The sequence below is a fragment of the Desulfocapsa sulfexigens DSM 10523 genome, assembly GCF_000341395.1.
GTDB lineage: Bacteria > Desulfobacterota > Desulfobulbia > Desulfobulbales > Desulfocapsaceae > Desulfocapsa > Desulfocapsa sulfexigens.
In genome coordinates, this window is the sequence record NC_020304.1 from 1321911 (window position 1) to 1336324 (window position 14414).

15 protein-coding genes are annotated in these 14414 nt (G+C 46.9%); 8 read left to right on the top strand and 7 right to left on the bottom strand.

Features of this window, described 5'->3' with window-relative positions; genetic code table 11:
- Positions 1-12: 12 nt before the first annotated feature.
- The gene (locus UWK_RS05875) at positions 13-2601 is read right to left on the bottom strand and encodes an iron-containing alcohol dehydrogenase (protein WP_015403441.1); all 2589 of its coding nucleotides are present in this window, start codon (positions 2599-2601) and stop codon (positions 13-15) included.
- A 384-nt stretch (positions 2602-2985) separates the two neighbouring features.
- Here UWK_RS05875 and UWK_RS05880 point away from each other — a divergent pair, with 384 nt between their 5' ends.
- The gene (locus tag UWK_RS05880; protein ID WP_015403442.1) at positions 2986-3420 is read left to right on the top strand and encodes a C-GCAxxG-C-C family protein; all 435 of its coding nucleotides are present in this window, start codon (positions 2986-2988) and stop codon (positions 3418-3420) included.
- Here the strand turns inward: UWK_RS05880 and UWK_RS05885 are convergent, their stop codons facing one another.
- The 4 genes from UWK_RS05885 to eno all read right to left on the bottom strand — a co-directional run bounded on the left by UWK_RS05885 (position 3421) and on the right by eno (position 7939).
- Positions 3421-4059, bottom strand: coding sequence for a ParA family protein (locus UWK_RS05885; RefSeq protein ID WP_015403443.1), 639 nt, complete (start codon positions 4057-4059; stop codon positions 3421-3423).
- Between the two features lie 83 nt (positions 4060-4142).
- Positions 4143-5249 carry an alanine dehydrogenase gene (gene ald / locus UWK_RS05890; RefSeq protein WP_015403444.1) on the bottom strand — a complete coding sequence of 369 codons (1107 nt, stop codon included), beginning with the start codon at positions 5247-5249 and terminating at the stop codon, positions 4143-4145.
- A 57-nt stretch (positions 5250-5306) separates the two neighbouring features.
- Positions 5307-6365, bottom strand: a complete 1059-nt coding sequence (locus UWK_RS05895) for a hypothetical protein (RefSeq protein ID WP_015403445.1) — start codon at positions 6363-6365, stop codon at positions 5307-5309.
- A 302-nt stretch (positions 6366-6667) separates the two neighbouring features.
- Positions 6668-7939, bottom strand: coding sequence for a phosphopyruvate hydratase (gene eno / locus UWK_RS05900; protein ID WP_015403446.1), 1272 nt, complete (start codon positions 7937-7939; stop codon positions 6668-6670).
- 318 nt (positions 7940-8257) lie between these two features.
- On the opposite strand from eno, the gene UWK_RS05905 reads away from it, so the two are divergent.
- On the top strand, positions 8258-8737 hold the full coding sequence (locus tag UWK_RS05905) for a hypothetical protein (protein ID WP_015403447.1): 480 nt from the start codon (positions 8258-8260) through the stop codon (positions 8735-8737).
- A 20-nt stretch (positions 8738-8757) separates the two neighbouring features.
- Positions 8758-9087: a c-type cytochrome gene (locus tag UWK_RS05910; RefSeq protein ID WP_015403448.1), complete on the top strand. Its 330-nt coding sequence runs from the start codon at positions 8758-8760 to the stop codon at positions 9085-9087.
- Positions 9088-9091: 4 nt separating this feature from the next.
- Here the strand turns inward: UWK_RS05910 and UWK_RS05915 are convergent, their stop codons facing one another.
- Together UWK_RS05915 and UWK_RS05920 are read right to left on the bottom strand one after the other, a co-directional pair.
- Complete coding sequence (locus UWK_RS05915) at positions 9092-9343, bottom strand: hypothetical protein (protein WP_015403449.1); 252 nt, start codon at positions 9341-9343, stop codon at positions 9092-9094.
- Positions 9336-9917: an HDIG domain-containing metalloprotein gene (locus tag UWK_RS05920; protein ID WP_015403450.1), complete on the bottom strand. Its 582-nt coding sequence runs from the start codon at positions 9915-9917 to the stop codon at positions 9336-9338. The genes UWK_RS05915 and UWK_RS05920 overlap by 8 nt, the downstream gene beginning before the upstream one ends.
- A 274-nt stretch (positions 9918-10191) precedes the next feature.
- Here UWK_RS05920 and UWK_RS05925 point away from each other — a divergent pair, with 274 nt between their 5' ends.
- The 5 genes from UWK_RS05925 (at position 10192) to UWK_RS05945 (ending at position 14409) form a co-directional block, all read left to right on the top strand.
- Entirely contained in the window at positions 10192-10536 is a 345-nt protein-coding gene (locus tag UWK_RS05925) for an ArsR/SmtB family transcription factor (RefSeq protein ID WP_015403451.1), read from the top strand.
- Between the two features lie 31 nt (positions 10537-10567).
- The gene (locus UWK_RS05930; protein WP_015403452.1) at positions 10568-11665 is read left to right on the top strand and encodes a permease; all 1098 of its coding nucleotides are present in this window, start codon (positions 10568-10570) and stop codon (positions 11663-11665) included.
- A gap of 79 nt (positions 11666-11744) precedes the next feature.
- Positions 11745-11975: a thioredoxin family protein gene (locus tag UWK_RS05935; RefSeq protein WP_015403453.1), complete on the top strand. Its 231-nt coding sequence runs from the start codon at positions 11745-11747 to the stop codon at positions 11973-11975.
- A 2-nt stretch (positions 11976-11977) separates the two neighbouring features.
- Positions 11978-13342 (top strand): TolC family protein, encoded by a 1365-nt coding sequence (locus UWK_RS05940; protein ID WP_015403454.1) that lies wholly within the window; start codon positions 11978-11980, stop codon positions 13340-13342.
- Positions 13339-14409 (top strand): efflux RND transporter periplasmic adaptor subunit, encoded by a 1071-nt coding sequence (locus tag UWK_RS05945; RefSeq protein WP_015403455.1) that lies wholly within the window; start codon positions 13339-13341, stop codon positions 14407-14409. Before UWK_RS05940 ends, UWK_RS05945 begins: the two co-directional genes overlap by 4 nt.
- Positions 14410-14414 lie beyond the last annotated feature (5 nt).

A 14414-nucleotide genomic window follows, 5' to 3' on the forward strand; every position in this document is an offset into this window, starting at 1 on the left:
GATGAAAATGTCTTAATAGATATCGTCAAATATGTCAATAATCTCAGATATTAGTGGTAGGCGGGGGTTTGTTGTGGTGGAATGGTCGGTAAATGCCTGTTCCGCCATCTGTTCAGTTATTCCCAGATATTCCTTCTGACTGATATTGTATTCACGGATTGTACATGGCAGATGCAGCTCCCGCTGCATACGGCTGATGGCTTTCACCAGGGAATCAACGCCCTGTTCAGGACTTTTACAGGCAAGTCCCAGGCTTTTGGCAATTTCCTGATAGCGCTCATGAGCAATATACCTGCTTCCGGGCATGAGGGGGTTAAAACGACTGGGGTCTTCCACTCCATTGTAGCGAACAATACTGGGAAGCAAGAGGCTGTGTGCCTGGCCATGAGTCAGGTTGAATGCCGAACTGAGAGAGTGGGCCATGGCATGGGCAAGTCCCGGTTTTGCATTTCCGGTGGCCATTCCGGCCATGGTAGCAGCGTTGTAGAGTTTTTCTCTGGTACTGATCTGATTGCGGGTAACAGCCATTGGCAGGTAATCAAAGATTATCAGGATGGCTTTTATGGCCATGGAGTCGGAGTAGTCCGATGCCAGAGGAGAAACATAGGCTTCAAGAGCATGGCTGAGAATGGTCATACCGGTAATCGCCATCTCTTTAGCACTTAGAGGGGTGGAAAAATCCGGGTCAATAAGGGTGGTGTCAGGGAGCAGCTCACATGAGTGAATATTTTGGCGCTTTTCCAGGCGATTATCAAAAATGGTAATTAAGGCGTTTATTTTAAAACCGGCTCGTGGTGTGGTTGGCATGGCAATGAGAGAAACCCGTCGTTGTGGCGGATTTGAAAGAGATCCGGAGGAGTTCGCGTGCTCTGGATTTGGGGAGGAGTATGGCAGTGAGTTGTCAGGTCGTTGGTAAAAATAACGTATGGCCTTTGCTGTGTCGATGGTAGCCCCATTGCCAATGGCAAGGATTGCGGTAGGCCGAAACCTGTTCATGCACTGTATTCCTTCCTCGATGGAGGAAACTGTGACCACGCGATTGGTTTTGCAGAAAAACTCTGTTTTAACCGGATACTTCTGATCGCTTAAGTGATTAAGAACAGCGTCAATATGGTCGCTTTCAAGAAGTTCTTTTTCAGTTACAATCAGGGTTCGTGCAACCTCCGGGAGGGTTCGGAGGTGGTTGCTGCACCCCTTTGCAAAAAGGACGTTTCCTGGTGTTTTCCATTCCCTGATTCGAGTGTTTTGTTTCTGGAGCAGTTTGCGTCGAAGAAGCATGTCCATGGAAAGTCCTGCAGTGGCAGGATTACCGACCTGTCTGTCTTCGGCGGAGGTGACGCTGTTACCCGATATTACCAGCAGTCTGCATAGGTCGCCATCGGTGGCGGGTTGATTCAGGACAATGTGGCTTGCGCGCAGCCGTGTGGAAAATTCATCGCAGAGATCAGTATCTCTGGCATGGAGGACTGCGGTGTGAGAGGTGGATCCAAATTCAAGTACGGCTTCACAGAAACAGAGTCCTTCATACCAGCTCTCGGCTGCCAGAATGGAAAGCACAGGAGCAGCGTTGCTCCCTGATAGGGGATAGGAGGGGCCAATGCCTCCGATTTCAGTGAGGAGCAATTTGGTGTGGGGCGGGACTGTAAACCCTGCCATTTTGGCTATCACAACTGCATCCATTCCTGTACAATCCGAATTTGGAAGGCCTGTTTCCTGATCAAAAAGGAGCTCTTCCAGCTGCGTTTTTTCTTGCTCCGAAGCCAGGTGGCAGGATTTCTGCATCAGCAGGTCAACGGTTTGAAAATAAATTTCCCGGCTGATAATAAGGGTCTGTTCTGAAGATGGAATCAGGCCGTTGTCGAAATGTCTGGATGCAATCACATCGGTTACTGCCTGCTCGATATCTGCTGAACGGTGAATAAAACACGGGGTGTTTATCTGTCCGTTACCAAGTATGGGGGTATTGGGTAGCGATTGGAGAGCGGAGAGGACAGAGGCGTTTTCATCCATAAGAATAAGGCTGATATCGGGATGGCTGGCAAGGGCATTGATACTGCTTTCCGATCCTGATGGCAGCCACTGGATGGCATATGGCGGTGCACCTGCGTCCTGTGCTGCCTGTTGCATGAGGTTTGCTGCAGCTTTGGAAGAGGATTGTACCGACGGGTGGAAACAGAATACGATGGGGTTACGGGTTTTCACACTGATGATTGCCTGGAAGAGTACGTTCGCCGTCGGATGTTCCGGGGAAGGAAAAGACGCCAGTGTTCCGACTGGTTCTGTAATAATCTGGTACTTGTTTATTTCGTTATCTTCAAGAGGACCAACGGAGTGTATATTTCGCAGTTTTTGATCCAAACCATTTGAGGCAAATATGTTCGTAACGGATTTGTCCTCAACAATACCTCTTGCCGATTCCTTTACAGCGAGTTTAGCAAGAGCCAGGTGTTGCGATTCCCCAACCTCTGCCATAAAATGGACGATTCTGTCTATGGACTGTTGATTAATCTGGAGATAGGCGTCCTGTGCGGACATGGCCTGAAAGATTATTTCATCAACCTGTTCTGCATCTGTCAGGTTTGAACTGTCTGGCTGAAACATGAATATACCTTGGTGGAAAATAAAATATGGTGAAAAGTACCAATGAAATTTGATTTACTGTTTTCGATTATCAAGCTTTTACAGTGGAATTGTCAAGCAGGTTACAAGTGATTATGGCGTAATTCCCAGATGAAAATAGGAAACATTTTTTATTTGCTGAATAAAATAAGGAAGAAAGAGAACAAAAAAAGAAGGAGAAATTTTTTAATTTTTTTTTTAACAAAAGAAGTTGTGTGCTAGAGGTGAAAATTGTTTACTGGTAAACCGTGTTGTGCATTTATGGGTCTGTAATCATTGTTTAAAAATTGATATGTCAGGGGGTGTGGGCAAGTAATAATGGGCGGCCTTTGTGCCCGAGAATAGGTCCATTATCTTGTTACTATTATGAAAAATTATGTAAATAAACGAGTTGCAACGTATTTTCATGTCAATGATTATAACTGTGTCAGAACTGACCTGCTAATTCTGGCAGAATATTTCAAAGTAACACTTGGTCAGCAGATATTGGATGCAGCTGTTGGAATGCACGGAGCGGGCGGGTACCGTGCTCAATGTGGTCTGGTGGAGGGAACTCTTCTGTTTCTTGGTCTGATTGGTGCTGAAAAGGCTGTTGCAGAGGAGGATATTGTCGAAGCCTGCCATGATTTTGGACGGGCCTTTGAAGCGGAATTCTCTTCATTGCAGTGTAAAACACTCCGGCCCGGTGGCTTTATGGAGGACGATCCACCGCACCTCTGTGAAGATCTGGCCTGTAGAAGCATCATCTTTTCCATCAGTTTTGTTGAGAAAAGAATCCAGATGTGGAGGGAAGCTTCCTGATCAGGATTTTTCCTGAAAGATACGATGCACTTCTTTCAGCAACTTTGTCACTTCCAGGGAAGCATCAGAGCTCCTGGAGTGTTCAATCACAGACTTGCCGTGCATAAGAGACTGGGCATAGGCAACCCGGTTGTGAAGTCGTGACTGCAGCAGGGGAACAGAGTAGAGTTCGCGTATATAGGTGCCTATCTCTTTGCTGAGTTTTGTGCGTGGATTTACCCTGTTTAAAAGAAAGTAGCAGGGGATGTCGTGGCCCACTTCCTTCTGAACTCTTTCACAGGCATCAATGGTACGCTTTGCCGATCTGATGTCGAGTGGAGATGCCTGGAGAGGGATAATAATAAAATCCGAAACGGCCATGGCCCGATACATGATATGGTGACTATGTGGCGGAGTATCAATAAAGATAAAATGAAATTTACTTTTGATTTCCGCCACAAGATCTTCAACGTCCTCTCGAGCCTCGTATAGCGTCAGGTTGGATTTGGAGTGATCACCCAGAGTCTCCAGGCAACTCTTCTGTTCGTCTGTATCTATAAGTGCAGTCTTGTAGTTTAGTGCTGCTGTCCCCAGAGCCAGGTTCATGGTTGCAGTGCTCTTTCCGCATCCGCCTTTCTGATTCGTCAGTGTGATAATCATGGTTTTTCTCTGAGGTTTAAGTGAATGTTGGATTCACTATATTGAAAAAGTCCTATGTTTTCAATGGGAAAGCGAAATGTATCCTATAATAACACCTCCGCAAGAGGAGTGACCTCCATGCCAAAGGCTTTGCCCACGCCATCGTAGGTAAGTTTTCCCTGATGACAGTTGAGTCCTCTTGCGAGGACATGATCCTGGGAGAGGGCAGCAAAGCCATGTTCAGCAAGTTTTAATGCATAGGGCACTGTCTGGTTCACAAGAGCAAATGTGGAGGTGTGGGGGACAGCTCCCGGCATGTTGGCGACTCCGTAGTGGACAACGCCATCAACAACATAGGTCGGATTGGCATGTGTTGTTGCTTTAATGGTCTCCACACAGCCACCCTGATCGACGGCCACATCCACAATAACAGCCCCATCCTTCATAAAGGCCAGCATATCACGGGTGACAAGGTTGGGTGCCTTTGCACCAGGGATGAGCACTGCTCCGATCAGGAGATCTGCTTCTTTAAGATAGGTGCGGATATTTGCCTCATTGGAACTCATGGTGGTCATTCTGCCCTGGAATACATCGTCTAGATACTGAAGCCGACTATGGCTAAGATCCATAATTATGACCCGGGCGCCCATTCCCATAGCAATTTTTGCTGCATTGGTTCCCACCACTCCACCACCAAGTACCACAACTGTTGCTGGAGACACACCGGGCACCCCACCGAGGAGCATACCGCGCCCTCCCTGATGTCTTTCAAGGTAGTGAGCCCCAACCTGAGTGGCCATCCTTCCGGCCACCTCACTCATGGGAGTGAGCAGGGGGAGCTGACCATTGTCGGTCTGTACAGTTTCATAGGCAATGGCTGTGGTACCTGCTGCAAGAAGAGCTTCGGTTAATCTCCGTTCTGCGGCAAGGTGGAGGTAGGTAAAGAGAAGGAGGTCGTTCCGAAGATACTGGTACTCAGCAGGGACTGGTTCTTTGACCTTAATAACCATCTGCGCTCCCCAGGCCTCTACTGCATTCACCATTCTGGCTCCGGCATCGATGTAACGCTTGTTGTCAAGACCCGATCCAATACCGGCATTTTCTTCCACCAGTACGGTGTGACCTCTTCCTACAAGGGCTTCAACGCCTGCAGGGGTCATCGCTACTCTGTTCTCAAGGTTTTTAATTTCTTTTGGGACACCAATGATCATTTTGGGTACTCCTGTTGTTAAGATAGCATCATGTGTAATGATGGAAAATTCCTGTAATCAGAAACTGAAAATATTACGAAATTGCTGTTCGTAGGATGTGTAACCAAATTCGGCTTCGAGTTTAACAATAATTCCGGGTACAAAATTCCGGTCGTGCTCCTTGGGAAAAGAAATCTGAGGAGCTACCTCAGTTACAAGCCAGTCCCGGTAAAAGCGTTGCCGGTAACGCAGGCCGAAAACCGTATCGGTGAGCTGATAGCTCGGGCTTGTCTGAAGATAGTTGCCTGCCTCATAGAGGATGGCACGATCTGAGTTCAGTACATGGTACAGTGAGAAAATAACAGCGTGGGGTACTCCGTTACGTTCCTCTTCCCAATTAGCTTCAAGGGTAGTTCTGAAGAGAAACTTTTCAGAAACTTTTCGCTCTAGATCATACTGATTTCTGGATTCAAACCCATCATCCGTATAGTAACGAAACCGTGAGGTAAATCTTCCCTGCCAGGAACCATAGTCATACAGACCACGGTAACGAAGACCTGCATACAGATAGCTGGTAGAGAGACCTGCCGAGGCTGAGATGTTCAGTTTTTCTGTCTGCTTGAGGAAATACTGCAAGGATCCTGTTATTTCGCTGTCATCATCACGGCTATTCAGTGCGTTCCCCCTGCGATCCACATCAAAATCTTCGTCGTCATTTGCAGTGAAAAGTAAGTTTAGTCGGTTTTGGGCGTGCGGAAGATGCAATCTGATACTTACTCGGGGTTTAAAGTCCAGGCTTTCGTATTTTTGAATACCAGCCATCAGCTTGAGTTTTGCTCTTGTTTTGTTTTCTTCCTGGCTGTAACGGGTGTCGTCAAAAAATGAATCAAGCCAGGTTGCAGCGCTGATAACTTTTTCTGAGAGTGTTTCGTGTCCAGCATCAAAAGTATCTTGAGTTGCCTGGTCGAGGAGAGGGATGTCATCTTTTTCTCCTCGAAACACCTCAATTGCTTTGTTTTGGTCAATAATGTCAGATTGTTCCTTTTCCTGGGGAAAGGTTTGGGTGGAAAATATGAGGATCAGGGTGAGCGTAAGGCATGATGTGATAAGGGAGGATTGCAGGATGGGGGCGAACATTAGCTGAGACCTCTTTTTGAGAACACTGTGATGGGGTGTCTTTAAAGAATATCTGTGATAATAGCCACATAGGCTCATGTCTGGTTTGCTTAAACGTACAATACAAACTATCCAGAGAGGTCACAACCAAAAAACTCCTTTCGGTTTTCGATTGAGAAATTTCTGGAGACGAGCAGCCATGAATAAGAGTGCGCTTGAGTCATTCTTATTACCATTGCTGTAGTCAGTCCATTAAACAGTGCACGCTTATTATACGGACACTGTTTAACAGAATGATTTCTCAGGGGATATCGGGTGCAATATTATTTTCTACGGGGAAATGAGGCCAGCCTTGCTTTTTCACCCAGTGCCTCTTCAATTCGCAATAACTGATTATATTTGGCTACCCGGTCGGAACGAGACATGGAACCGGTTTTAATCTGTCCAACGGCTGTAGCTACAGCCAGATCAGCAATAGTGCTATCCTCTGTTTCCCCTGAACGGTGCGATATCACTGCAGTATAGCCGGCATCTTTGGCCATTTTGATGGCCGCCAGGGTTTCAGTGATGGTACCGATCTGATTGAGTTTGATGAGAATGGAGTTTGCGATTCCCCTGTCGATTCCCTGTTGCAGGATAGCAGTATTGGTAACAAAGAGATCATCGCCAACCAGTTGCACTTTGTCATTCAGCCGTTCACTCATGATTTTCCAGCCGTCCCAGTCTCCTTCGGCGCAGCCATCCTCAATGGAAATAATGGGATACTTCGTACACCATTCTTCGAACAGATCAACCATTTCGGTTGCCGTGAGTTTCCTGTTTTCCGAGGCCAGATTGTAGTATCCTTCCTCGAAGAATTCTGAGGCGGCCACGTCCATGGCAATCATAATATCAGTTCCTGCCGTGTATCCGGCTTTGTCAATGGCTTCAAGAATAACGAGAATGGCTTCTTCGTTGGAAGCAAGATCCGGGGCAAAGCCACCCTCATCGCCTACGGCCGTATTCAGGCCACGTCCTGCGAGGACTTGTTTCAGATGATGAAAAATTTCAGCACCGTAACGGATTGCTTCGGCTATGGTCGGTGCCCCCACGGGCATGATCATAAATTCCTGAAAATCGACACTGTTGTCAGCATGGGCGCCACCATTGATGATGTTCATCATGGGAATTGGCAGGAGTGGAGAATCCGTGGCCAGATATTCAAAGAGGTGCTGTTTGCGGCTGATAGCAACGGCATGGGCAGCAGCCATGGAGACACTGAGGATGGCATTTGCACCAAAACGACCCTTGTTCGGACTGCCATCGAGATCGATCATCAACTGGTCGATGGCGGCCTGATCTGCAGCATCCTTGCCAAGGAGTGCCTCTTTGATTTCTCCGTTAACATGGGCGACAGCCTGCAACACGCCCTTGCCCAGGAAATGAGTAGGATCATTGTCACGGAGTTCAATTGCTTCACGGGATCCAGTGGATGCACCGGACGGCACAGCAGCACGCCCCATTGAGCCGTCGCTAAGAAAACAGTCTGTCTCAACCGTTGGATTTCCGCGAGAATCGATAATCTGTCTGGAAATGATGTTTTTTATATGTGTCATGGCTATACCTCGTTCTATCAATCGTGAAATGATCTTTTTCATTTTCCGTTCATCGAACAGTCAATGTATATGTTCCTAAACTATATTGCTTTTATTTCCTCTGTCAAAACCTCGGCAAGTATATTATTTGGGATGCTTATCTGACTCATAGATTCGTTAATAACGCCTTCCGGCATAAAGACAAAGCGGAAAAGGGTCTCCACGGCAGTTTTTTTATTGCATGTCTTTTGCAATCAAACGATACTATCTTTCAGCGTCTTTAGAGTGGATCTGAGATTTGAAAGCAGCATTATGCTTTTATCAGGGAGTAGAAGAATTTTGAATCGTGACAGCAGTAAAAAAATAGTAGAACCATCTTTTCTGGTTGAGGTTGATAATTATAGCGAAGGGTGCAAAAAGGTCCTTTATTTTCTTGATCAAACGGCTCTTGTTAAGTATGAGACCGTCGACTTTAACTCCGACATGTCCTGCTCTGCCTCGGATAAAAGATTCTGGACTATGGTGGAGAGTGGTCTTGAGAACAACCGGCAGAGTGTGACTGCCCTGATAGAAGAACTCCAGGAAAGTGGCTATAGACAGCTTTTAGATCTTACAAAAATGAAGCAGGGCTATGAGTCAAAAATCCTCCATATTCTTGTCCACTTTCTTGATGGTTTTATTGGGATTGACTCATCGTTTTATAATTTAATAGAAGACTCCCATCAGATCAGTGATTCTCTCCATCGGCGGATTACAGAAAATCCGCAAAATTACTGGCTGTTTCGGATTGATGCGAAAAACAAGTGGACTCTTCTGTAGACGTTTTTTAGGGGTGCATTATGAGAAACAGGGTTTTGGGAGTATCGGTTACGGGTGTTCTGGCTGTCCTTCTGTGGAGTTGTTTGCTCCTGGTGTCATGCAGCACGCCACCCAGTGGGGACAGTTCAAATGGTAAGCGGTGGTTTTCCATGCAGCATTGTGATGGCTGTCATGGTGAAGGTGGAGTGGGGGGGGATGCTCCTCAAATCGGGCAGGTGACGATGAGTTACCGTGAGCTGTTAGGCAAGGTGCGAAATTCAAAGTCAGCCATCATGCCCTCCTATTCGAAAGAGCGTCTCTCGGACCAGGATGTGGCTGATATCTTTTCGTATCTACAGGAAGAAAAATGATGATTTAAGGCCATTCTTTTCGAATACATTTATTTTCCAGAGCTACTTGCCCTGTTGGAAAGTCAGCGTGTCGGTTTCTTTTTGTATCCGATGATTTTTTGCCAGTGCGAAACAGGTTTTGTTCCCGTTTTTCAAGAAAAAGTACCTTCCTGGCTCCCTCTGCAAACCTGTCCGGGAAAAAGAGAGCAAAGAGTATTCTTAGAAGAATACTCAACAAAAATATCGTAGCAGCAATAGCGAGAATTATTTTATTCACCAGGACTTCCTTTCAGACCAATCTCTTCAGCAACCTCCCGCATACCTGTAATGGTGTCGAGGATAAGGTCGGAGACCTGAACCCCAAGCATCTCTGCTCCTCGTTCAATTATTGATCGATCAACTCCTGCAGCGAACCGTTTGTCTTTCCACTTTTTCTTCACAGATTTAGGTGTCAGGTCTAATACGCTTTTCGAGGGCCTGACAAGTGCTGTTGTTGCAACCAGTCCCGTGAGTTCGTCAATGGCGTACAGTACTTTTTCCATTTCACTGCGTGGTTCTTTGTCGGAGCAAATTCCCCAACCATGACTTATCACTGCCCGGATGTACTCTTCCGGCCAGTCATGCTCTTTCAGTATGGCTTCAGATTGTGTACAGTGCTGATCTGGAAACTGCTCGTAGTCAAGGTCGTGAACTAAACCGACGATACCCCACTTTTCCTCGTCAGCTCCTTGCTTCCGTGCACAATAGCGCATTACTCCTTCTACAGCCAGAGCGTGTTTTATAAGGCTTTCCGTCTGGTTATATTTTTTTAGCAGCTTAAACGCATCTTCCCGGCTTGGTACTGGTGACATGATGTCTGGCCCTCTCTGGTAAATATTTGATCATCATTCTCCTCATTGCTATCCTGTGGATACCATAAGTGGAAAAGATGAGCCATCTGTATTGGGTGGAACACTCTTTTTTTGCTCATTGGGGTTTCAAGGGGGCAAACTTAAATCGCTTTACTGGTTTCTACTAATAAAAAGCCTGAGATTAAAAGCATTGACTTTACGATTCTCTTTGTTTACCATATCGTCATATGGCGATATCACAATACGTGGCAATTATTACTTCAAGAGAACAAAAATGAAACAATTTATTCGCGTTATGAAAGCGCTGTCTGACCCTAATCGAGTCAGGCTTATCAAGCTTCTTGGCTGCAAGGAGCTCTGTGTCTGTGAGTTGCAGGATCTTATCGGGCTGGCACAATCAACAGTCTCCAAACACTTGAAAGTGCTTGAGGAGGCTGGTCTGGTTGACTACCGCAAGGAGGGTTCATGGTTTATATACAGGCTGAGTGATGGCGAAGAATCAGAGTATGCCGCAGTTATGCTTAAGAACCTCCAGGGATGGCTTGACGAGGAGCCACAGTTACAAAAAATGATGACCAGACTTTCCCAGGTGGATAGGGAACGCATTTGTGCAGCATGATGTATTCGAATCTATTTAAAGGAGGTTCTTCATGGAACCAATAAAGCCAGTAGGGAGCTGTGCGGACGGGGGAGGGTGTTGTTCGGCCAGTCCAGATGGTGGTAATAGAAAAATATCAGCCGGACAGTTGGGGGTAGGCCTGCTTGGCCTCATCGGCTGGTATATTATTTACAAACAGCTGCTTCCCTTCTCCCATTTTTTTTCCTATAGCCTGCTTGGTCTGAAAAAAGGAAGTCATCTTGGTGAGGCAATCCAGTTTTTTGTCTATGACACGCCCAAGGTCATGATGCTGCTTACCCTTATTGTGTTTGTTATCGGCATGCTTCGGTCTTTTTTTACCCAGGAACGAACCCGGAAATACCTGGCCGGAAAACGGGAAACAGCAGGAAATGTCATGGCCGCTCTGCTCGGTATTGTTACTCCTTTCTGCTCCTGCTCTGCAGTGCCACTCTTTCTAGGTTTTGTTCAGGCAGGTGTCCCCTTAGGCGTCACATTCTCTTTTCTCATTGCGGCCCCTATGGTCAATGAAGTTGCTGTGATTCTTCTCTATGGTCTGCTTGGCTGGAAAGTCGCGGCAATTTACCTCGGCACCGGCCTCCTGATTGCCATACTTTCCGGTTGGGTTATCGGCCGCTTTAAGCTGGAACACTGGATTGAGGACTGGGTACAGGAACTTCGCTCGGCTGAAGCTGTAGTTATCGAAGAAAAACTGACCTGGTCGGACCGTATTGATCGTGGCCGTGAAGCCGTTCGTGATATTGTCGGCAAGGTCTGGATCTATGTCATTGCAGGAATTGGTGTTGGTGCCGCCATTCATGGCTATGTACCTGAGACCTTGATGGCCTCTGTTATGGGCAAGGATGCCTGGTGGTCAGTACCTGTTGCCGTTGTGGTTGGTATCCCAATGTACTCCAACGCAGCAGGAATTGTACCGGTGGTGGAAGCACTCCTTGGCAAAGGAGCGGCCCTTGGCACGGTTCTGGCCTTTATGATGAGTGTTATTGCCCTGTCACTTCCAGAGATGGTTATTCTCCGTAAAGTTCTCAAGCCCAAATTAATTGCAGTCTTTATTGGAGTTGTCGGCAGCGGAATTCTCTTCACCGGGTTTTTATTTAATTTAATTATTTGATCGATACTGTGCTTGTCAGGAGACATCTTGTCTTCTGACAAGTGAGGATTCATAAATTTTACAATATTGAGAGGATACAATGGAAATAAAAGTATGCGGGCCTGGATGTGCTTCCTGCGAAAAAACTCAAAAAATTGTTGAGGCGGCTATTGCTGCAACGGGTGTTGATGCTACGCTCATCAAGGTGACAGACTTTCAGGAAATCGCAAAAATGGGAATTTTCTCAACACCTGCAGTGGTTATTGATGGTGACGTGAAATCGGTGGGGAATATCCCAAAACAGTCGCAAGTTGAAGACTGGCTCCGCTGATTATGTCCTTTTCATTAAAAGGTGTCACTACTCAGTGCTCCGGAAGAACAACCACGAAAATAACCAAAGCAAGAAAAGAAATCTCTGCGAAAGTATCGGCTTTTTTGTGTCTTGTTCTCTTCTGCTGGTTCACACCTGTAGAGGCAATGACCATTGCGGATCTTTTTGCGGCCCTGAGAGAACATCCGCTAACAGAACTGGATGTTCTGCAGACCAGATCCGCTGAACTGGGTGTTCAATCGATTTATGACCGATTGTACCCAAGTCTGACCGGCATTGTCGCCTACGACGAGTACAATTCCCCAACCAACTTGCGCCCTGTACCTCCTACCGAGGCGGCACAACTTCTGGAAAACAATAAACCGTTGCCCTTTAGTGACTCCATTGGCCGAATGGGGGCCAGACTTTCCATGCCCATATTTGTCAAAGAATTGTTTTCTCTTGGCAATCAGGCTGCAAGCCTGGCAGACAGTTACCGGATAAAAAAACGGTTAAATCTGCTCGAACATCAGGCTGTTCTGGTTACAACGGATGCTCATCTGTTGTACATGGCTTCACTGCGAAAAGCCCTGGAGTCTCGTAAGAACTCCCTGGAAAAAACCCGGCAGGATATCACTCTTCAGGTCACAACCGGACGGCTTCCTGAAACGGAACAGATACGAATGGATGAAGCAATCAATCAAATTGATCTCACCTTTAACCAGACTTGGCAACAGCAGAGTGATTTGCAGAAAAATATAGAATCACTCACTGGTATCGTTCTTGAAGAACCAGTTACGCTTCAGCTCAACGGCTCTCTTAACAAGGGCGAACTTTTTGCGTTGAAGCCCCTGCAAAAGAATGTAGAGGCCAGAGAGTTCAGTGTACAGGCTGCAAGAGACAGACTGTATCCCAGTATTATAGGTACGGCCAATTGGTTCCATAACTACGGAGAAGGCTATAACACCGGAACTGATGTGGATGTCGAGTACGGCGGTTACAGTCTTTCCCTGCAGATGCCTCTTTTCAACAAACCCGCTTACACGGCAATTGAGCAGGCAAATATTGAACTGCGGCGTGAGAAAACTCGCTTTACCAGAACGAAGATAGATCTGGAGGCCAAGGCCAGAAATCTGACCAGAAACCTGGAGCTTCTTAACGAGTCAAAAAAATTCGCGCAAGACAGCGTGGCAAACCAACGTGAACTTCTCAACGTGGCCAAGGTGGCTTATGCAAGCAAAAGAATGAGTCAGGAAGAATACCTGCGTTATGAGGAAAAAATATTGGCCGCAGAGGCAAATTATTACCTGACCGAAGCCCGCTGGTGGGAGACTTTTGCTACTCTGGCGGTCCTGTACGGCAACAATCTGGATGAGTTGATTCAATGAAAAAAATTATATGGATACTTCTTGCAGTACTGTTAATTGGAGGCGGAGTCCTTGCTGTCAAAAAAAAGAAACAGACCATGGCAGACATTCCGCCCATGAAACTGTATCACCAGATCGTTGAAACTGTAACCCCGACAACCGAGAACATTCTTCTTACCCTCCCGGCAATGGCAGAGGTCCGCAGCGATCAGGACGTTGAACTTTCCTCCAAGCTCGCTTCCCGGATTACCAGCATGGTAAAAAGCGGCGACACCGTCCATAAAGGTCAGGTCGTTGTCACCCTGGACCACGAGGACCTGTTGGCCAAGAAGGAGGCCATAGCCCTTCAAACAGGCGCTCTTGAGGCAGATATTTTCGCCCAACAGGTGGCCTTGAAAACCGCCGTGGCCAGTCACGCACGAACCAAAGAACTCCTTGATGCCCGCGGAGCTTCTGTTGAACAATATGACACTGAAAAAAGTAAGATCGCAGCTCTCCAGGCGAACCTCAAGGGGCTGACAAGCAAAAAGAGCATACTGGAGCAAAATAGTAAAGAAGTTGTAAATCTCATCAGCTATGCTGTCATTGTCTCTCCCATCGATGGAGTGGTGAGTTCCACCTCTGCCAATGCTGGTGTCATTGCCATGCCAGGTAAACCTTTACTTTCGATCCAGGCAGACAGCGGCAAGTACCTTCTCATCCGTTCCGCCGGTACTCTTCAGCCAACAGAAGTTCTGTTCGAGACCGTTCGTCATCCTTTGGTGCCACTCAATCATACCTTCAAAGGGTTGGATGAATACCGTGCTGATGTCGAGACAAAGAACAGTTCCGGGGAGCGGCTGCCGGTGCGTTTGGTCGTCTACCAGGGAAGCGGTGCCTTGATTCCCCTGTCAGCACTGCTGCAAAAAGAAGGAGAGAATCTGTGTTTTATTCCTGAAGGAGACAGGGCTCTTCCGGTTTCAGTCAAGGTGATAGCTGCTGGGACTGAAGGGATGGTGGTTGAAGGATTACTGGCCGATCAGGTCATTGTTGCCAAACCTGACATTCTTCTCAAGCTACTGGCCGGAACGCCAATTACTGTCAAGTAAATCAG